Source organism: Nocardia asiatica NBRC 100129, assembly GCF_000308415.1.
In the GTDB taxonomy this organism is placed as follows: domain Bacteria; phylum Actinomycetota; class Actinomycetes; order Mycobacteriales; family Mycobacteriaceae; genus Nocardia; species Nocardia asiatica.
This window is the reverse complement of the sequence record NZ_BAFS01000294.1, coordinates 21,146-40,247: the sequence shown is the minus strand read 5'-3', so window position 1 is coordinate 40,247 and position 19,102 is coordinate 21,146. Positions and strand designations below refer to the sequence as shown.

16 protein-coding genes are annotated in these 19,102 nt (G+C 68.7%); 8 read left to right on the top strand and 8 right to left on the bottom strand.

Features of this window, described 5'->3' with window-relative positions; genetic code table 11:
• Positions 1–226 precede the first annotated feature (226 nt).
• Positions 227–679 (bottom strand): PaaI family thioesterase, encoded by a 453-nt coding sequence (locus tag ON27_RS28905; RefSeq protein WP_043734460.1) that lies wholly within the window; start codon positions 677–679, stop codon positions 227–229.
• The gene (locus ON27_RS28900; RefSeq protein ID WP_043734459.1) at positions 676–1,260 is read right to left on the bottom strand and encodes a TetR/AcrR family transcriptional regulator; all 585 of its coding nucleotides are present in this window, start codon (positions 1,258–1,260) and stop codon (positions 676–678) included. The genes ON27_RS28905 and ON27_RS28900 overlap by 4 nt, the downstream gene beginning before the upstream one ends.
• Before the next feature lie 177 nt (positions 1,261–1,437).
• Between ON27_RS28900 and ON27_RS28895 the strand changes: the two genes are divergently transcribed.
• The 3 genes from ON27_RS28895 (at position 1,438) to ON27_RS28885 (ending at position 5,319) form a co-directional block, all read left to right on the top strand.
• Positions 1,438–2,508: a DNA polymerase IV gene (locus tag ON27_RS28895; RefSeq protein ID WP_043734457.1), complete on the top strand. Its 1,071-nt coding sequence runs from the start codon at positions 1,438–1,440 to the stop codon at positions 2,506–2,508.
• A 37-nt stretch (positions 2,509–2,545) separates the two neighbouring features.
• Complete coding sequence (locus ON27_RS28890) at positions 2,546–3,541, top strand: oxidoreductase (RefSeq protein WP_043734515.1); 996 nt, start codon at positions 2,546–2,548, stop codon at positions 3,539–3,541.
• 257 nt (positions 3,542–3,798) lie between these two features.
• Positions 3,799–5,319, top strand: a complete 1,521-nt coding sequence (locus ON27_RS28885; RefSeq protein WP_169334539.1) for an alpha/beta fold hydrolase — start codon at positions 3,799–3,801, stop codon at positions 5,317–5,319.
• Between the two features lie 12 nt (positions 5,320–5,331).
• Here the strand turns inward: ON27_RS28885 and ON27_RS28880 are convergent, their stop codons facing one another.
• Complete coding sequence (locus ON27_RS28880; protein WP_043734455.1) at positions 5,332–7,212, bottom strand: ABC transporter ATP-binding protein; 1,881 nt, start codon at positions 7,210–7,212, stop codon at positions 5,332–5,334.
• A 182-nt stretch (positions 7,213–7,394) separates the two neighbouring features.
• Here ON27_RS28880 and ON27_RS28875 point away from each other — a divergent pair, with 182 nt between their 5' ends.
• From ON27_RS28875 to ON27_RS28855, 5 genes are all read left to right on the top strand, one after another.
• Positions 7,395–10,184, top strand: a complete 2,790-nt coding sequence (locus tag ON27_RS28875) for an FAD-binding and (Fe-S)-binding domain-containing protein (RefSeq protein ID WP_043734511.1) — start codon at positions 7,395–7,397, stop codon at positions 10,182–10,184.
• Between the two features lie 345 nt (positions 10,185–10,529).
• Positions 10,530–11,471, top strand: coding sequence for a DNA-3-methyladenine glycosylase family protein (locus ON27_RS28870; RefSeq protein ID WP_218003051.1), 942 nt, complete (start codon positions 10,530–10,532; stop codon positions 11,469–11,471).
• A 280-nt stretch (positions 11,472–11,751) separates the two neighbouring features.
• A complete protein-coding gene (locus ON27_RS28865; protein ID WP_245560262.1) occupies positions 11,752–12,144 on the top strand; it encodes a DUF1616 domain-containing protein in 393 nt (130 codons plus the stop codon).
• 198 nt (positions 12,145–12,342) lie between these two features.
• On the top strand, positions 12,343–12,567 hold the full coding sequence (locus tag ON27_RS28860; RefSeq protein ID WP_051047084.1) for a DUF397 domain-containing protein: 225 nt from the start codon (positions 12,343–12,345) through the stop codon (positions 12,565–12,567).
• A gap of 84 nt (positions 12,568–12,651) precedes the next feature.
• Positions 12,652–12,849, top strand: coding sequence for a hypothetical protein (locus tag ON27_RS28855; protein WP_043734453.1), 198 nt, complete (start codon positions 12,652–12,654; stop codon positions 12,847–12,849).
• A 44-nt stretch (positions 12,850–12,893) separates the two neighbouring features.
• Here the strand turns inward: ON27_RS28855 and ON27_RS28850 are convergent, their stop codons facing one another.
• The 5 genes from ON27_RS28850 to ON27_RS28830 all read right to left on the bottom strand — a co-directional run bounded on the left by ON27_RS28850 (position 12,894) and on the right by ON27_RS28830 (position 18,864).
• Positions 12,894–13,640: a succinate dehydrogenase/fumarate reductase iron-sulfur subunit gene (locus ON27_RS28850; RefSeq protein ID WP_043734447.1), complete on the bottom strand. Its 747-nt coding sequence runs from the start codon at positions 13,638–13,640 to the stop codon at positions 12,894–12,896.
• 2 nt (positions 13,641–13,642) lie between these two features.
• Positions 13,643–15,583: a fumarate reductase/succinate dehydrogenase flavoprotein subunit gene (locus tag ON27_RS28845; protein ID WP_043734446.1), complete on the bottom strand. Its 1,941-nt coding sequence runs from the start codon at positions 15,581–15,583 to the stop codon at positions 13,643–13,645.
• A gap of 25 nt (positions 15,584–15,608) precedes the next feature.
• Positions 15,609–16,439 (bottom strand): succinate dehydrogenase subunit SdhC, encoded by an 831-nt coding sequence (gene sdhC / locus ON27_RS28840; protein WP_043734444.1) that lies wholly within the window; start codon positions 16,437–16,439, stop codon positions 15,609–15,611.
• 985 nt (positions 16,440–17,424) lie between these two features.
• Entirely contained in the window at positions 17,425–17,712 is a 288-nt protein-coding gene (locus tag ON27_RS28835) for an Rv0250c family protein (protein WP_043734443.1), read from the bottom strand.
• 189 nt (positions 17,713–17,901) lie between these two features.
• Positions 17,902–18,864, bottom strand: a complete 963-nt coding sequence (locus tag ON27_RS28830; protein ID WP_043734441.1) for an alpha/beta fold hydrolase — start codon at positions 18,862–18,864, stop codon at positions 17,902–17,904.
• Between the last annotated feature and the right edge of the window lie 238 nt (positions 18,865–19,102).

The window sequence follows — 19,102 nt, the reverse complement described above, 5'->3', positions numbered from 1 at the left end:
TCCGTGCCCGGCCCTTCGTCGGTGCTCGACCGGCCTGCGAGGTCGGAGGCATGACATGCGACCACTGCGCATCGGTTACCTGTCCTGAGCGGCGGCGCGGCCTGGCGGGCCACCAGGCACGACGTGTTCGGCCGCATCGAGCCGCACATCAGTTCCGGCCGAGTGGTGTAGCGATGCTCGACGCGCCCTCCCCGGTGTCGTCGGCGATGGAGGCGGCATCGCGCGGTCAAGGAGCGGTGTTCGCACTGGTCAAATCGGTTTCGGCGAGTCGGGTGGTGCCTTGGGCCACCGCGCACAGAATCGGTTCCCGGTCCGGAGCTTCCGCGTAGATCTCGCAGCGGGCGACCGCTTGGCGGCGCGTCGCTCCGGTGACGGATGCCTCGATGCGCAATCGCTCGCCTGCGGCGGGGCGCAGGTAGGTGACGGTGACACCGCCGGTGAGCACGTTCGCGCCGAGCACCGTCCCCGCGGCGAAGGTGAGGGCATTGTCGGCGGCGTAAGCGAGAACGCCGCCGTGCACATAACCGAACTGCTGGGTCAGTTCGTGGCGCAGCGGGATGACCAGGGTCGCGGCGCCGTCACCGAACGCGGTGATCTCGGTGCCGACCAAGCTCGCGAAAGGCTGTGCGGCCAAGATCTTCTTGGCGCTGTCGAGGTCGAGGGTCGTGGCGGTTGTCATCGACCGACCTCTTCCGCGGCGCGGGTGCGATCGGCGGCGAGGGCGAGCCAGGCGGCGTCGGCGAGTTCGCCCGCGACATCGGCCGGCGCGATGCGCATTTCGCCGCCCAGCCACTGCCGGGTGTATTCCTGCGCGGGGCCCAGCCACAGCGCGTAGACCAGATCGATCGGAAGATCGCGGACCGCGCCGTATCCGGCGTGCGTGCGCCACCAGCGCGTCACGTCGGACATGAAGCGGCGATTGCTCTCGCTCTCGCGCACCCCTGGCGGCCGTGCGGAGGTGAGCACCGTCGCGCGGTATTGGTTCTCGCTCACCCAGCGCAGATGCTCGCGCACACCGGCGGTGACGCCTTCGTGGGCGTCGGTGCTGTCGGCGACCACCGCCCAGAAATGCCGCTGGTAGTCCACCAGCGCGTTGGCCCACACCTGCCGATACAGGTCGGCTTTGTCCGGGAAATGGTGGTAGAGCGCCCCGACGCTGGCGCCCGCCGCGTCGCGGATCTGGGTCAGCGTCGCGTCGAGCGCCCCGTGCTCGGCGAATTGCCGCTCGGCGGCCAACAGCAACCGATCTCGAATCTTCATATACAGAATTTAGTTCTGTTTTTTCGTCATCGCAACGCCGCGTCGATCGCGCTCACCCCCGACGGTGTACCGGTACCCGACTCGTCCGGGGCGGACGGTACGGCGCGGCGAAGGCCGGTCGACGGCCGATCCACGGAATCCGGGCAGGTTGTCGGGGCCGTGGGGTAAGAACGGCATGTGGCCAGATGGCTGTTGCACGTCGATCTCGACCAGTTCCAGGCGGCGGTGGAGTTCCGCCGTCATCCGGAACTGCGGGGACTGCCGGTCATCGTCGGCGGCCACGGCGATCCGACCGAACCGCGCAAAGTGGTGACCTGTGCGTCCTATCCGGCGCGGGCGTTCGGCGTGCGTGCGGGCATGCCGCTGCGCGGTGCGCAGCGCAAGTGCCCCGACGGGGTGTTCCTTCCGTTGGACATGGCCGCCTACGAGGACGCCTCCGACGAGGTGATGGCGCTGCTGCGGACATTCCCAGGGCGGGTCGAGGTGTGGGGCTGGGACGAAGCGTTCCTGGCCGCCGACACCGACGACCCGGAGGCTCTCGCGCGGCAGGTGCGCGCCGCCGTCGCCGGACTCGACCTGACCTGCTCGATCGGCATCGGCGACAACAAGCTCACCGCCAAGCTCGCCACCGGGTTCGCCAAGTCCGCGGGCAAGTCGTCGGCCGAGCCCGGCACCGACCCCGGCGCCGCCGCGGGCGTCTTCCGGCTCACCGCCGCGAACTGGACCGAAGTGATGGCGCATCGCCCGACGGACGCGCTGTGGGGCATCGGCAGCCGGATCGCCGCCCGCCTCGCCGCCCTCGGCATCCAGACCGTGGGTGATCTGATGACGGCCGATCGGGATCGGCTGGCCGCGGAGTTCGGGCCGAATACCGGCCCGTATCTCCGGGTTCTCGGCCATGGCAAAGGCGATACCGATGTCACCACCGAACCGCGAATCCCGGTGGGTCGCAGCAAATCCGAGACTTTCCCCCGCGATCTGACCGATCCGGGCGAGATCCGCGCCCACGTCGCGCGGCTGGCCACCGAGGTCGCCGAGGAGATGGCCGCCGCGGGCCGGGTGGGCACCCGGGTCGGCGTCACGGTGCGCACGAATACCTTCTACACCCGCAGCAAGCAGGAGAAACTGCCCGAACCGACGATCGATGCGGCGCGGATCGCCGAGACCGCGCTGCGGATCGTCGACCGGTTCGACCTCGACCGCCCGGTTCGTCTGCTCGGCGTGCGGCTGGAACTCCTGCCGCAGTAGCTCCCGGACCGGTCCGGACACTCGTATGCTCGTCCGCATGGAGTTCTGGGCGATGGTGGCACACGAAACGGATAGCGGGATCGTCCTGACCCGGCAGCAGGTCGGCGAGAGTTTCCTCGGGCCGGGCGACGTGACGATCAAAGTGCACTACTCGAGCGCGAACTACAAGGACGGTCTGGCGATCACCAAGGGCGGCGGGGTGGTGCGCAACTACCCGATCGTTCCGGGCATCGATCTCGTGGGCGAGGTGGTCGAGTCCGCCGACGACGATTTCGCCCCGGGCGACCCGGTGATCGCGCACGGATACGAGATCGGCGTCTCGCACAACGGCGGTTTCGCCGAATACGCCAGGGTGCCCGCCGAATGGGTGGTCAAACTGGAGAACCTGAGTTTGCGCGATGCCGCGACGCTCGGCACGGCGGGCTTCACCGCGGCGCTGAGCGTGCTGGCCCTGCTCGAGCGGGGCCTCACCCCGGACGCGGGGCCGGTGCTGGTCACGGGCGCGACCGGCGGCGTCGGCAGCGTGAGCATCGACATCCTCTCCGGCCTCGGCTTCGAAGTCATCGCCTCCACCGGTAAGACCGACGCGGCCGATCTGCTCAGCGAGATCGGCGCGAACGAGGTGATCGGCCGGTTGCCGGAGGACCCGGACGCCAAGCCGCGGCCGCTCACCAAAGCGCGGTGGGCCGCGGCCCTCGACAGCGTCGGCGGCCCATCGCTGGCCTACGTGCTGAGCGCCATCGGCTACGGCGGGGTGGTCGCGGCCAGCGGCCTCACCGGCGGCGCCGAACTGCCCACCACCGTGATGCCGTTCATCCTGCGCGGCGTCGCCCTCGAGGGAATCGATTCGGTCAATCTGCCGATCGAGCGCCGCCGGGAGGTGTGGTCGCAGCTCGGCAAAGAACTCCGCCCACAGCATCTTTCGGCCTTGCAGCAGCACGCGCCGATCACCGACGCGGAGAAGGTGCTGCATGCCATCCGGAAAGGCACGCATTCGGGGCGGACCATTCTCGGCGTGGCGGGCGAATTCTGATCGTCACCTGCGCGAGGCCGGTACGCGGCGGGTTCTCGTAGGTCGCGGTGCTCGCAGGAGGCTGTGACGCCCCTGGCCGATAGTCGACCGCTGCCCCTGCGTCCGATACGCCGAAGCCCGGCTCGATGCCGGAACACCTGCCGCCGACCTTGCCGCACGCCGCACGCGGGAAGGGGTTGCGACCATCGGAAGCCCCGATCCGATACGGTTCTTCCGCATCCACCCACGTGCCCGCTCCGGTCGAGAGGCGAAGTCTGTTGTCCGCGAAGCTGTTCTGGCGTTCGATCTCGGTCATGGCGGTATCCGTGCTGCTGGCGGCGCCCACCTACAGCCGTGCCGAGCCGATGCCGGACGTCTACCCGGCCGGCCTGGACCGGTTCTATCGCCAGCAGCTCGAATGGAAACCGTGCGGTGTCGAGAATCTGGACAAGGCCGGTGGCGAGTGCGCCGACGTGCTGGTGCCGCTGGACTATGGGCACCCCGGGGATCGCACCATCACCGTCGCGATATCCAGGGTGAAGGCAAGCGATCCGGCACGGCGGCGGGGAGTCCTGCTGTCGAATCCGGGCGGTCCCGGCGGGCCGGGACTCGACAGCGTGGACCTGCTCGGGGACGTGCTGTCACCGGACGTGCTGGCGAGTCACGACCTGATCGGGATGGACCCGCGCGGGGTCGGCGAGTCCGGCCGGACGCCGCGGTGCGGGTGGCCGGTCGGCGAGATGGTCCGGTCGGCGGGCCTGGACCCGCTGGGGTTCGCGCACGACACCGTTCAGTCCGCGGGCATGGCCGCGAGCTGCGTCATTCGTGATCCGATCATGTTGCGGCAGCTGACCACGCGGAACACGGCGCGCGACATCGACATCGTGCGGGCCGCGCTGGGCGAGCAGAAGATCAACTTCTACGGCTTGTCCTACGGTACGTACCTCGGGGCCGTGTTCACCCAGATGTTCCCCGAGCGCAGCGATCGGATCGTGCTCGACAGCGCGATCGACCCGGACCGGTACTGGACGGGCTTGGTGCAGGATTGGGGGCCCGCCGACGAGATCGCGCTGGATGATTGGGCGGTGTGGGCCGCTGCCCGCGACGACGAATTCCGGCTCGGCGCGACGCCGCGGCAGGTGCGCGCGACGGTGGAGGAGCTGGTTCGCGTCGTCGCTCGTCAACCGGTCGTCATCGACGGGTTCGCGATCGACGACCACTGGTTTCCGTTCATCCTGCACGCCTTGCTGACGAACTTCCGGCTCAACGAGGCGCTGGCCGCGACAGTGCGGGAGATCGCCGACGACGCGGGCGGCCCGCCGACGACCTCGCGCACGCCCCGATTGCGCGCCATCGTGCAGGCGCTGCGGGACAACGAGAACTCCGTGCTGGCGCAGATCGCCTGCGGTGACGTCGGCGCGCCGATCGATCCCACCTGGTACTGGCGCAACATCGAGCAGACCAGGGCCACGCAACCGGTGTTCGGCGCGCTGGCGGGCAACATCCAGCCCTGCGCGTTCTGGCCCAGACCGGTCGAAGCGCCGACCGTGGTCCGCAACGCCGTGCCCGCGCTCATCGTGCAGGCGACCGGAGATCCGCGCACCCCGTACGCCCACGGCGTGCGCCTGCACCAATTTCTGTCCGAGTCGCGCATGGTCACCTTGCGAGACGTCCGGATCCACATGACATTCCGGCCCGAGTTGAGCAGCTGTGTGAACAACGCGATCAACGCCTACTTCGGGGCGGGAGCGCTGCCGGAGACCGACACCACCTGCGCCGCCGACGAGACTGCGAGCTAGCCGAACGACCGGTCAAGCCGCCGCGGTGACCGGCTCCTCGGCGAACTGGGTGCGGTACAGCTCCGCGTAGCGGCCGTCGGCGGCCAGCAGCTGGGTGTGGGTACCGCGCTCCACGATGCGGCCCTGCTCCAGCACGAGAATCTGGTCGGCCGCGCGGATGGTGGACAGCCGGTGTGCGATCACCAGCGCGGTTCGGCCTTCCAGCGCTTCGGCCAGCGCCTCCTGCACGGCGGCTTCCGAGGTCGAGTCCAGCGAGGCGGTCGCCTCGTCCAGGATCACCACGCGCGGCTGCTTGAGCAGCAGGCGCGCGATGGTCAGACGCTGGCGCTCACCGCCGGAAAGCCGGTAGCCGCGTTCGCCGACCACAGTCTCCAGCCCGTCCGGCAACGACGCGACCAGCTCGCGCAGCCGGGCGCGCTCCAGCGCGTCCCAGAGCTCGTCCTCGGTGGCTTCGGGCCGGGCGAGCAACAGGTTGGCCCGGATGGTCTCGTGGAACAGGTGCCCGTCCTGGGTGACGAGCCCGACCGTTTCGCGGATCGAGCGGGTGGTCAGTTCGCGCACGTCGGCGCCGTTCAACCGGACCGCGCCCGCGTCGACGTCGTAGAGCCGGGAAACCAGCTGGGCGATGGTCGACTTACCCGCGCCGGACGAGCCGACCAGCGCGATCAGCTGGCCGGGCTCCGCGCGCAGCGACACGTCGTGCAGCACCTCCACCCCGCCGCGGGTATCCAGATTCGCCACCTCCTCCAGCGAGGCCAGCGACACCTTGTCGGCCGAGGGGTAACCGAAGCTCACCTCGTCCAGCTCCAGCGCGACCGGGCCCGGCGGAACCGCTCGCGCGCCCGGCGCGTCCTCGATCAGCGGTTTCAAGTCGAGCACTTCGAAGACCCGCTCGAAGCTCACCAGCGCGGCCATGATCTCCATCCGAGCGCTGGCCAGCGCGGTCAGCGGGGTGTAGAGCCTGGTCAGCAGCAATGACAGCGACACGACCGCGCCCGCGTCCAACTGCCCGCGCAGCGCGTACCAGCCGCCGAGCCCGTACACCAGCGCGATCGCCAGCGCGGACACCAGCGTGAGCGAGGTGACGAAGACGGTCTGCAACATCGCGGTGCGCACGCCGATGTCCCGCACCCGCCGCGCCCGCAGGTCGAATTCGCCGGACTCCTGCTCCGGACGACCGAACAGTTTGACCAGCGTCGCGCCCGGCGCGGAGAACCGCTCGGTCATCTGCGTGCTCATCGCCGCGTTCAACCGGGCCGCTTCGCGCTGCATGTCGGCCAGCCGGTTCCCCATCCGGCGTGCCGGGATCACGAAGACCGGGAGCAGCACCAGTGCGAGCAAGGTGATCTGCCACGAAATGCTGAACATCACGCCGAGGGTGAGCGCGAGCGTCACCAGGTTGGCCACCACGCCGGAGAGCGTGTCGCTGAACGCGCGCTGGGCGCCGATGACGTCGTTGTTCAAGCGGCTGACCAGCGCACCGGTCCTGGTCCGGGTGAAGAACGCGACCGGCATCTTCTGCACGTGGTCGAACACGGCGGTGCGCAGATCGAGGATGAGCCCTTCGCCGATCCGCGCCGACATCCATCGGGTCGCCAGTCCGAGCCCCGCGTCGAACACCGCGAGCAGACCGATCACCAGCGCGAGGAGGACCACCACGCGCGGCGCGGCGCCGCCGACGATGTCGTTGACCACCCGGCCCGCCAGCACCGGCGTCGCCACGGCGAGCACCGCGGACACGATGCTGAACAGCAGGAACGCGCTGATTCTCCGCCGGTGCGGCGCGGCGAACCGGATGATGCGCGCGGCGGTGGCGAGGCGGAACGGCCGCTGTTCCCGCGGCGCGTTCGCGCGCCGGTACATCTGACTCCACGCCACGGATTCGATGCTCACGTTGTTCTCCCTCTCGCTCCCCGCCCCATCAAAGACCTGGCCACCGACACTAAGACCTGAACAATGGTTTAGTTCAAGTCGTTCCGGCCGTCCGCTGGTTCCGCCGACAGCGAAACCGGCCGCCGTGCCCACCTGTGCTGCCGCGAACTCGCACCTAGGCTTACGAGGTGACCGAGAACCCGATGGCGGCACTGCGCGGCACGATCGCGGGCGAGGTCGACACGTCCGACCGGCGGCGTGCCGAATACTCCTCGGACGCGTCGAACTACCGGGTTCTCCCCGCCGCGGTCGTCTTCCCCCGGACCGACGAGGACGTGGCGGCCACCCTCGAGTTCGCCCGCGGCCACGGCCTGCCGGTCACCGCCCGCGGCGCGGGAACTTCCGTGGCGGGCAACGCGATCGGCTCCGGGCTGGTGCTCGACTTCAGCAGGCACATGAACCGGATCGTCGCGATCGATCCGGCCCAGCGGGTCGCCACCGTGCAGCCCGGCGTCGTGCTGTCGCGATTGCAGCGTGCGGCCCGTCCGCACGGCCTGCGGTTCGGACCGGACCCGTCGACCCAGAATCGCTGCACGCTCGGCGGCATGATCGGCAACAACGCCTGCGGACCGCGAGCCGTCGCGTGGGGCCGCACCTCCGACACCGTGCGCGCGTTGCGCATCCTCGACGGCACCGGCACCGAGCGCACGCTGGCCGCCGGCCTGGCCTCGGTCCCCGGCCTCGCGGAATTCAGCCGGGCGAACCTCGCGGTGCTGCGCACCGATCTCGGACGCTTCGATCGCCAGGCCTCCGGCTACGGCTTGGAACACCTGCTGCCCGAACGCGGCGCGTCGGCGGCGAAGGCGTTCGTCGGCAGCGAGGGCACCTGCGGCCTGCTGCTGGACGCGACGGTCGACCTGGTCGGGTTGCCCACGGCCACCGTGCTGACGGTGCTCGGCTACCCGGACATCGCCACGGCGGCCGACGATGTCGCCGCCGTGCTCGCCTGCGCGCCGATCGCGGTGGAGGGCATCGACGCGCGGCTGGTCGACGTGGTCCGCGCGCACGGGGGACCGGTGCCCGACCTGCCGCGCGGCGGCGGTTGGCTCTTCGTGGAGACGGCGGGCGAGACCCCGGCCGACGCGCTGGCCGTCGCACAGCGGCTGTGCCGGACGGCAGGCGCGGTGGACACCCGGATCGTCACCGATCCCGGCGCCGCAGCCGCGCTCTGGCGGATCCGGGCCGACGGCGCCGGGCTCGCGGGTCGCACGCCCGACGGGCAGCCGGCCTGGCCGGGTTGGGAGGACGCGGCGGTCCCACCGGAGCGGCTCGGCGCGTACCTGCGTGATTTCGCCGCGCTCACCCGCGACCACGGCGTCGACGGGTTGCTGTACGGGCACATCGGCGACGGCTGCATCCACGTCCGCCTCGATCTGCCGATCGCCGACGCGCCGCGCCGCTTCCGCGCTTTCCTCGTCGACGCCGCGCAGTTGGTCGTCCGCCACGGCGGTTCGCTCTCCGGCGAGCACGGCGACGGCCGGGCCCGCTCGGAACTGCTCTCGGTGATGTACTCCCCCGCGGTGCTCGACGTCTTCGCCGGGTACAAGGCGCTGTTCGATCCGGGTGACGTCCTGAACCCTGGTGTGCTCGTCGCACCGCGCCCGATCGACGCCGATCTCCGGCTGGCCGGACTGCCGCGCGTCGGGCCGTCGAACGGTTACGCGTTCGGCGAAGACGGCGGGGATCTGGGCGTCGCGGTCCATCGCTGTGTCGGCGTGGGGAAATGCCGTGCCGACGGCGGGTTCATGTGCCCGTCGTACCTGGCCACCCGGGACGAGAAGGACAGCACGCGCGGGCGTGCGCGGATCCTGCAGGAGGTGGTGCGCGGCGCGCTGCCCTGGTCATCGGCGGCCGTGGCCGAGTCGCTCGACCTGTGCCTGTCCTGCCGGGCGTGCCGGTCGGAGTGCCCGGCGGGCGTGGACATGGCCACCTACAAGTCCGAGACGCTGTATCGCCGCTACCGTCATCGGCTGCGGCCGATCGATCACTACTCGCTGGGCTGGCTGCCCCGATGGCTTTCGGTGGCAGGCCGGATGCCGCGGGTGGTCAACGCGCTGGCTGGCCGGGCCGCACTGCGCCGGGCGGGTCTGCGAGCGGCGGGGATGGATCCGCGGCGGGACGCGCCGCGCCTGGCCCGGCGCAGTTTTCGCCGGATCTGGCGCGACCTGGACGAGGGCGCCGCGCTGGCCGAGTCGTCGTACGCGCCCGAGGAGCAGGCGGGGGTGGGTGGTCGCGGCGACGTGATGCTGTGGATCGATACGTTCACCGACGCGTTCGACCCGGAGATCGCGCTGGCCGCGGCCCGGCTGCTGGCCGCGCTGGGTTACCGCGTCCGGATTCCCGAGCGCCGCGTCTGCTGCGGCCTCACCTGGATCAGCACCGGGCAGCTCGACGGCGCCCGTGCGCGGCTACGGGCGACTTTGACGGCGCTGGAAGACCACGTCCGCTCGGGTGGCCTGATCGTCGGTTTGGAACCGTCCTGCACCGCCGTCCTGCGCGGCGACCTGACCGAACTGCTGCCGGACGACCCGAGAGCCGCCCGGACCGCCGCCGCGGTGCGCACCCTCGCCGAATTCCTCGCCGAACAGCCCACGTGGCGCCCGCCGACTCGAATCGGACAATCCGTGGTGGTCCAGCCGCATTGTCACCAACACGCGATGCTCGGATTCGAGACCGATCGCCAGCTATTAGCCAGCATGGGTATTCGGGTGACGGAAATCACCGGATGCTGCGGTATGGCGGGAAATTTCGGAATGCAGGAGGGCCATTACGACATTTCGGTGGCGGTGGCCGAGAACGGCATGCTGCCCGCGCTGCGCGCCGCGGGCGAGGACGCGATCCTCCTCGCCGACGGCTTCTCCTGCCGCACCCAGGCCACTGCCCTGGCCGGGCGGCAGGCGCGACATCTCGCGCAATTCCTCTTGGGGCGGTGACCTTTGGCGCGCCCGCGGAGGCGGGCGGGCGCGCCGCGTGATTCAGCTACCGAACGGCAGGGTGCCCGGCGGAATCTGGTAACCCGAGCTGCCCGCGAAAACCCCACCCCAGGCGTTGAGCAACCAGTTGAGCACATTGGTGATCATTCCAGAACCTCCGTCATGGCTTCTGCTAACTATTTGCCGATCGAAATCGATATCGCCCTGCATCCCTTGCTGTTACATCAGATCGCGCAAACTCCGATTATGCGCGAATGGCATGAAAGCCCCTCTGGTGTGGCTCGGATGATAATCCGCGCCACGCGAGTAGAGGGGGACGCGCGCCCGCGCGCCGCACGGGGCAGAATGATGCGGGTGCGCAGCGTGACGGTCGAGCCGGTAGCGAGCCGGACCGTGACCGCGGATCGTCCGATCGATCTGACCTGCACCGTCGCGCCGCTCGGCCGCGGCTCCGGGGACCCGTGCCACCGAGTGACCGGCGACGGCGCACACTGGCACGCCTCCCGTTTGCCGACCGGGCCGGTCACCTACCGATTGACCCAGTCCGGCCCGTGCGCGGTGCAGGCGCGTGCCTGGGGGCCGGGCGCGGCGGAATTCCTCGACGGTCTCGAGCACATGCTCTGCTTGGACGAGGACGTCTCGGCGTTCCTCCCTGATCATCCCAAGCTCGCCGACGCCCATCGCCGCTTCCCCGGCCTGCGCATGCTGCGCACCGGCCTGGTCTTCGAAGCCCTGGTGCCCGCCGTGCTGGAACAGAAAGTGCACACCGTCTCCGCGCGGGCGTCGTGGCGCAAGTTGGTACGGCGGTTCGGCGAACCCGCGCCGGGCCCCGCGCCGGAGGGAATGCTGCTGCCGCCGGACGCCGAAACCTGGCGGCGCATCCCCTCCTGGGTCTACCACCGGGCCAACGTCGGACCGCAGCGCGCGCAGACCATCGTGCGCGCGGCGCGGATCGCCGAGTCGTTGGAGCGCGCGGCGCGGGTCGATCCGGCCGAGGCGGCGCGGATGCTGCGCAGCGTCCCCGGTATCGGGGTGTGGACCGCCGCGGAGATCGCGCAGCGGGCGTTCGGCGACGCGGACGCGTTATCGGTCGGCGATTACCACCTTGCCGCCGCCGTCGGCTGGACCCTGCTCGGCCGTCCGCTGGACGACGAGGCGATGGTCGAATATCTGGAACCGCTGCGCCCGCACCGCTATCGGGCGATCCGTCTGCTCGAAATCAGCGGCCAATTCCACAAACCCAAGTTCGGCCCCCGTACCCCGCTGACCGACCACAGCTGGCACTGAAGCGTTCACATACGTCCCGCGGCGCAAACATTTTTCCCAGTTTTGCACTGTCTTTATCAGTTTGTCCGTGGGGCGGCAACGCGAAACTAGAGGTGCGCCATCTCCGTATGCACCTCGGCACGAGCGGGGGCGCAGTCGAATCGCAGGGGCTTTCGGTATGACGCACATCTAAATGTCGAACTACAACTGCAGGGGGTTGTCAGTGAAGCAGAGGCCACTCGGGGATACACCAGGGTCCAGATGCCAGTTCTATCGGCGCGAATGTGACCTCCCCGCCGTCGTGGACCCACCCGAACTCGGCCGGATCGTGATGCGCGCCGGATCGGTCTGGGCGTTGACCATGCCGAGCAGCCTGGGGCAGGCGGTCAAGGCGCACATGCAGAGCAAGAGCGTTCGGCTCGGCCCGATCCTGGCGCACCCTCGGTCGAATCGGTGGACCTTCCTGATCGCGCCGGACCTGCCCGAAAGCGATACGCGGCTGTTCGCGGAGTTGTTCCGGCTGGACGTGTCGATCTCCCGGACCGGATCGACGATCGCGTTGCCGTCTCCGACGGCGGCGGTCGGCGCCATTCGCCGGTGGATCGTTCCGCCGCGCAACCAGTTTCGCCCTTCCGGCCGGGTGGTGGTCGCGGCCATCCGCGCGTGGGCCGAGCCGGCGCAGCGCCGCCGCTGAGAGCGTGGTCGCGCTGCGTGTTTCGCCGGAATCGTCGGGTCCGGCCGGTGACACCGGCCGGATCGTCCGGCCTCGTCGTTCGCCCGACAGTGTCGCTCAGCGGCGGTACGATCGGGCGCGCGTGCATGCGGCCAGCCGGAGTGCTGGACGCCCGGTCCGTACACGTCCGCCTCGGCGGACAGCGAAGGAGTCCAATTCGTGAGCATTCAAGGCAACGCGAACATCGACCTGACCGGCGCTACCTGGCGAAAGGCCGGAGAGGGGTCGGGCAACGACAGCGTGGAGGTGGCGCTGCTCGCCGACGGACACGTGGGCCTACGCAACGGGAAGGACCCCGACGGGCCGGTGCTGGTCTTCACCCCCGGAGAGTGGGCCGCTTTCACGGCCGGGGTGCACGACGGTGAGTTCGATCGGCCGCGTTAGGGCGCCTTCGAACATCACGAAATGACGGATATTCGACAACGAAACGACGTTTGCCGCAGCTGAAATACGGGTAGTCCTCTATTCGTGGACCGTGGGCTCAAGAGTTCCCATCCCCGGTACAAGAAATTGCGTCCGGATGATTGGGTGGAATGGCTGATCGTCGCACTGTTGTTCGCGGTGTCGGCGGTCGGAGTCTTCGTCCTCACCAGCTCGCTGCTGTCGGCGCTGCTCGTCGGCCTGCTGGTGTGGATCGTCGCCCTCGGTGTAGTGGCAATGCTGTAAGGGTGCGCCGACCGGCCGGGATCGCTCCCGGCCGGTCTTCGCGTCTAACGGCGGAACAGCTTGTTTCCCAGCCATACCACCGGGTCGTATTTGCGATCGGCCACCCGTTCCTTCATCGGGATCAGCGCGTTGTCGGTGATCTTGATATGTTCCGGACAGACCTCGGTGCAGCACTTGGTGATATTGCACAGGCCGAGCCCCTGCTCGTCCTGGGCGAGATCGGTCCGATCGCCGACATCCAGCGGATGCATCTCCAATTCGGTGATCCGCATCAGATAGCGCGGCCCGGCGAACGCCGTCTTGTTCTCCTCGTGGTCGCGCACCACGTGACAGGTGTTCTGGCACAGGAAGCACTCGATGCATTTGCGGAATTCCTGCGAACGCTCCACATCGATCTGCTTCATCCGGTACTCGCCCGGTTTGAGATCGGCGGGCGGCGTGAAAGACGGGATCTGGCGCGCCTTTTCGTAGTTGAACGACACGTCCGTCACGAGGTCCTTGATCACGGGGAAGGTGCGCATCGGCGTCACCGTGATCACCTCGTCCGGATCGAAGGTGGACATTCGCGTCATGCACAGCAGACGCGGCCGCCCGTTCACTTCGGCCGAACACGAACCGCACTTGCCCGCCTTACAGTTCCAGCGCACCGCAAGATCGGGCGCCTGCGTGGCCTGTAATCGGTGGATGATGTCGAGCACCACCTCGCCCTCGTTCACCAGCACGGTGAAGTCGTGCAGTTCTCCGCCGTCGAGATCGCCGCGCCATACGCGGAATTTGGCGTCGTAACCCATCGTTACGCCTCTCGCTCCGTCGAATGCCCGGCCGCGGCCGGGTGCCCGGCGAGTTCGTCCGGGGTGTAGTACTTTTCGAGCTCGCCGAGATCGAAGAGGGCGAGCAGGTCCGATCGCATCGGTTGTTGTTCCTTGCGCGTCACCGTGACGTCGGGGATCGGCTCCCCGGCCGTTCCCGGGTCCACCGCGCAGACCAGCAGCTTGTTCCGCCAATCCGGATCCATCGACGGGTGGTCGTCGCGGGTGTGCCCGCCGCGGCTCTCGGTCCGCAACAGCGCCGCGTGTGCCACGCATTCGCTGACCAGCAGCATGTTCTGCAGATCGAGCGCGAGATGCCAGCCGGGATTGAACTGGCGATGGCCCTCCACCGTCACGTGACGGAAGCGGGCGCGCAGCTGCGCGAGCTTGTCGATCGCCTCGCGGACCTCGTGCTCCTTGCGGATGATGCCGACCAGGTCGTTCATCGTCTGCTGCAGATCGGTGTGCAAAGTGTACGGGTTCTCCCCCTTGCCGTCGCTGGGCGGATCGAACGGCGCTACCGCGGCCTTCGCGGCCTTCGTGACATCGCCCTCCGAGACCGAGGGCCGCTCGCCGAGCTGTTCCACATAGGCGGCGGCGCCGAGGCCGGCCCGGCGGCCGAACACCAGCAGGTCCGACAGCGAGTTACCGCCGAGCCGATTCGACCCGTGCATGCCACCGCTGCACTCGCCCGCGGCGAACAGACCGGGCACCGTGGCCGCACCCGTGTCCGGGTCGACCTCCACCCCGCCCATCACGTAGTGACAGGTGGGCCCGACCTCCATCGGCTCCTTGGTGATGTCCACGTCCGCGAGTTCTTTGAACTGATGGTGCATCGAGGGCAGCCGCCGGACGATCTCCTCGGCCGGCATCCGGGAGGCGATGTCCAAGTACACGCCGCCGTGTTCGGTGCCGCGCCCGGCCTTGACCTCTTCGTTGATCGCGCGGGCGACCTCGTCGCGCGGCAGCAGATCCGGCGTGCGCCGCGCCGAGTCGTTGTCCCGAAGCCATTGATCGGCCTCTTCCTCGGTCTCGGCGTACTGCCCTTTGAAGACCGGCGGAATGTAGTCGAACATGAACCGCTTGCCCTCGGTGTTCTTCAGCACCCCGCCGTCGCCGCGCACGCCCTCGGTGACGAGGATGCCCTTCACGCTCGGCGGCCAGACCATGCCGGTCGGGTGGAACTGCAGGAACTCCATGTTGATCAGCGTCGCGCCCGCGCGCAGCGCCAGCGCGTGCCCGTCGCCGGTGTACTCCCAGGAGTTCGAGGTCACCTTGTAGGACTTGCCGATGCCACCGGTCGCCAGCACCACGGCGGGGGTCTCGAACAAGATGAAGCGACCGGATTCACGCCAGTAGCCGAACGCGCCGGAGATGCGGTCGCCGTCCTTGAGCAACTCGGTGATGGTGCACTCGGCGAACACCTTGATGCGCTTCTCGTAGTCACCGGTCTCGGCGAAATCCTCTTGCTGCAGCGAGACGATCTTCTGCTGCATGGTGCGGATGATCTCGAGGCCGGTGCGGTCACCGACGTGCGCGAGCCGGGGGTAGGTGTGACCACCGAAATTGCGCTGGCTGATGCGGCCGTCCGCGGTGCGGTCGAACAGGGCCCCGTAGGTCTCCAGTTCCCACACCCGGTCGGGCGCCTCCTGGGCATGCAATTCGGCCATGCGCCAGTTGTTGAGGAACTTGCCGCCCCGCATCGTGTCGCGGAAATGAACCTGCCAATTGTCCTTCTCGTTGGCGTTGCCCATCGACGCCGCGCAGCCTCCCTCGGCCATCACGGTGTGGGCTTTGCCGAAAAGCGATTTGCACACCACGGCGACGGACAGGCCGTGTTCCCTGGCTTCGATGACCGCCCGCAACCCGGCGCCGCCCGCTCCGATCACGACGACGTCGTACTTGTGCCGTTCCACTTCTGCCATGCAGAGAAACTCCTCGATTTGGCGGTCAGTCGATGAACCGCAGGTCCGAAATCGTGTTGCTGGCAACCAACATCACGTAGAAGTCGGTCAGCACGAGCGTGCCGAGGGTGGTCCAGGCCAGCGCCATGTGCCGGGTGTTCAGCTTGGAGACCTGAGTCCAGAACCAGTAGCGCACCGGGTGCGCGGAGAAATTCTTCAACCGTCCGCCGGCGATATGCCTGCACGAGTGGCAGGACAGCGTGTACGCCCACAGCAGGATCACGTTGCCGAGCAGCACGATATTGCCGAGGCCGAAACCGAAGCCGCCGGATTTGCCGTGGAACGCGACGATCGCGTCGTAGGTGTTGATCACCGAGACGATCACGGCCACATAGAAGAAGTAGCGGTGCGCGTTCTGGATGATCAGCGGCAGCTTGGTCTCGCCGGTGTACTTCGCGTGCGGCTCGGCGACGGCGCAGGCGGGCGGCGAGAACCACACCGACCGGTAGTAGGCCTTGCGGTAGTAGTAGCAGGTCAGGCGGAAGCCGAGCAGGAAGGGCAGCACCACGAAGCCGAGGGGCAGAATCGCGGGCAGTTCGCCGAAGGGCGTCCCGAAATGACTCGAACCCGGCACGCACGAGGTGCTCAGGCACGGCGAGTAGAAGGGCGTCAGGTAGTGGTAGTCCGGCACCCAATATGCCGTGCGCACATACGATCTGATCAAGCCGTAGACAAGGAACGCGCCAAGGCCGAGCACCGTGACGAGTGGGGGGATCCACCATCGGTCGGTGCGCAATGTGCGTTCCGAGATTCGGGCCCTTGTTCTGCTGAATACGCCGGTGCCCGCTTCGGGGGCGGCGGTCGGTGCGGCACTCACAGGTGGATGCCTCGCTGATCTTGTGTGCGGGTGGTCATCGTTACCTCCGCAATCGAATGTGATGCTGAGCACCATACGACACGTCCGCTATTGATCTGACGGGGTCTCGACAAACCCGCCCCGCCGTCAACCGTATGATTTACGCCACATCGCGTGCGCCGCATGATTGCTTACGCCGGGCAGCGGGCCAACCGGACTTTTCGAACTCGTTTGAAGCGGAACGAGTTTGGAGTGGTGCCGGGGCCGGGAAGGATCGCGGCTCGAGGTCGGCCCGGATGGGCTCGTCGAGTGACTGGCATTTGAGCGGCGCGGCGTTGGGGCACTGCTCGATGACAGGACCCAAGCGAGCTTCGCGCTGCTGTCAGCCGAGGTGGGCCGGTGTCCACACGGTCCGGAGCGAGTCCACCAGAGCGTCGGTGCGGGCGGCGGGTCTCGGCCCGGCGTCGATGCCATTCCTGGTCGGTCGAATTGCCGTCGGTTGCGATTCCGCCGCCGGGTTCCATGCGTCGCCGCGATGGCATATCGCGTGGTTTGCCGCCGAGTTGCCCGCCTACCGGAGAACGCTTAGGTCTGGAACTCGTCGTTCTCGGCCGCGGCCGGAGCGCCGCCGAGCGGTGGGCAAGTCGGCGGTCGCCGCACGGTCAGCCCTGGCGGGATGGCTCGTTGGGCGAGCCGCGTTCGTCGCGGTGTGGAGCGCTCGTTGCCACGCGGTGCTCGTAACGCAGCTTGTCGGCGTAGCGGGGCTCGTGACCACGGGTGTGTTCGTCACGCGAGGGGCGTGACCAGTGTGTTCGGTGTTGTATGCGGCTGGCCGCGCCGTCGTTCGGTGTGGCCCGCAGTTGGTCGCCACGAGTGTTCGCCGTAGCGCGGCTCGTCACGCATGGTGCGCCTGTCGCCCCGCGGGTCTTCATCGCGCGTGCGGCCGACCCGGCGGGGGTCGGACCGGGACGCACCGAATTGGGCGGCGGGTGCCGCCCAACCCGGGCTACTTGGTCCGTGGCCGGGAGTGGAAGCCCAGTCCCTCGTCCTGCGCGCCCATCCAGGCCGCCTCATCGGACTTGCTGTCCGGCACGTAGATGACGTCCTGGGGGCGGCGTCGTACCTCCGGCGGCGGAGACTGCTCGAGTTCGTCGGCGTCGATGACGAGGCGCTCGAGATCGTTCTCCAATCGGCGCACCGTGCTGGCGTCGCCGAACTGGGTGCGCAGTACGCCGATGGATTGCCGGAGCTGGCCGACCGCGTAGCGTAGTTCCGCGAATTCGCTGCGAGTCATCGAAACCTCCTGATTCCTTGGCGGACATGCGAACTCGGCGTTTGGCGCGCGGTGCCCTTCTGCCTCGGACCGCGCGACACCGAGTCGTGTGACCCACCACACAACGTGATCTACAACACAGTACCGAAAGAATCCGCTCCTGGCTCGTGCGGGGCCGAAATCCGATAGTTGCCCTTTATTTGCCGAAGATCAGCCAGCGGCCATGTAGTCGGTGTGCGGGGGTGCCATGGCGAAGGCGCGTTCGACGAGCGCCGCGATGGACAGAGCGACCTCTTCGGCCCGCTCGAGCATGACGCTGTGTCCGGCGCCCTCCAGGCGCACCAGTTCGGAACCGGCCAGCTGGGAGGCCAGCGCCACCGAATGCGCGAACGGCACGATGAGGTCCGCCGAGCCCGCCAGCACCAGCGCGGGGATGGCGCCGAGGCGGTGCAGTGTCGCGGTCTCGTCGAAGGTGATCAGCGAGTGCAGGAAGCCGGCCATGGTGAGCAGGGGCGTGTCGCTCAGCATCGCGGTGGCCAGTGCGGCCATCCGCGGGTTCATCTTCCTGGCGCCCGAGCCGGCCTCGCGCAGCAGCGGCGCGAGCACTCGGCGGGTCAGGCGCTGGGAGGTCCGCATCGCCCGCGGAGCGCGGGTGACGGCCGCTTGCAACGAGGTCACCGCCCGGCGGTTGAGCAGGCGCGCGAGCCCGACCTCGGTGATCGCGCCGGCCGCGCCCGCGAGCAGTCCGACGCCCACGATCCGGGCGCCGACGGCCTCCGGATGGAGCCGGGCGTAGACGAGCACCACCATGGCGCCCATCGAGTGGCCCACCAGGATCACCGGCCCGGTCGGCGCGACCGTCCGCAGCACGGTGTCCAGGTCGTGGCCGAGTTGCTCGATGGTGTAGGTCGAGGGATGCGCCACCCCGGACGCACCGTGGCCGCGGTGGTCGTAGAACACCATCCTGGTGTCGCTTCCCCACCGCCGCAGCAGGTGCTCGCGCAGGTAGGACCAGGATTCGGTGTGCAGGCAGTGGCCGTGGACGAAGACGACGGTCGCGGGAGCTTCCGCGGCGCCGAAGACGCGGACCGCGAGGGGAACGCCGTCCTCGGTCGACACCGTGACGCGGTGGCCGTCGTAATCGGCGGCGCGGCGGGCGCTGAGCGTGGACATGGCACTCTCCTGGGGCGAGGCGCCAGGCAGGCGCTTCTTGCCCGGTTGTCGAGCTGGATTTCCATCTCGTTAACGGCCCACACCTGCCGTTATGCACACGTTGTCCAACTGAGGCTGCCGGTCGATCCAGCGGTCGGCGCCGCACACGTCCGAAAAATCTACAGAGCGATAGCCAAGTCAGTAGATTCCTTTAGATCACGGTGATCCCCACCCGCGCAGGCTTCGCCCCGCGCGGGGG

Coding starts and splice junctions, on each gene's coding strand:
- ON27_RS28870 (WP_218003051.1), top strand. CDS start 10,530: ATGATGCGGGTGCGCAGCGTGACGGTCGAGCCGGTAGCGAGCCGGACC.
- ON27_RS28850 (WP_043734447.1), bottom strand. CDS start 13,640: ATGGGTTACGACGCCAAATTCCGCGTATGGCGCGGCGATCTCGACGGC.
- ON27_RS28905 (WP_043734460.1), bottom strand. CDS start 679: ATGACAACCGCCACGACCCTCGACCTCGACAGCGCCAAGAAGATCTTG.
- ON27_RS28835 (WP_043734443.1), bottom strand. CDS start 17,712: ATGACTCGCAGCGAATTCGCGGAACTACGCTACGCGGTCGGCCAGCTC.
- ON27_RS28875 (WP_043734511.1), top strand. CDS start 7,395: ATGGCGGCACTGCGCGGCACGATCGCGGGCGAGGTCGACACGTCCGAC.
- ON27_RS28845 (WP_043734446.1), bottom strand. CDS start 15,583: ATGGCAGAAGTGGAACGGCACAAGTACGACGTCGTCGTGATCGGAGCG.
- ON27_RS28830 (WP_043734441.1), bottom strand. CDS start 18,864: ATGTCCACGCTCAGCGCCCGCCGCGCCGCCGATTACGACGGCCACCGC.
- ON27_RS28890 (WP_043734515.1), top strand. CDS start 2,546: ATGGAGTTCTGGGCGATGGTGGCACACGAAACGGATAGCGGGATCGTC.
- ON27_RS28900 (WP_043734459.1), bottom strand. CDS start 1,260: ATGAAGATTCGAGATCGGTTGCTGTTGGCCGCCGAGCGGCAATTCGCC.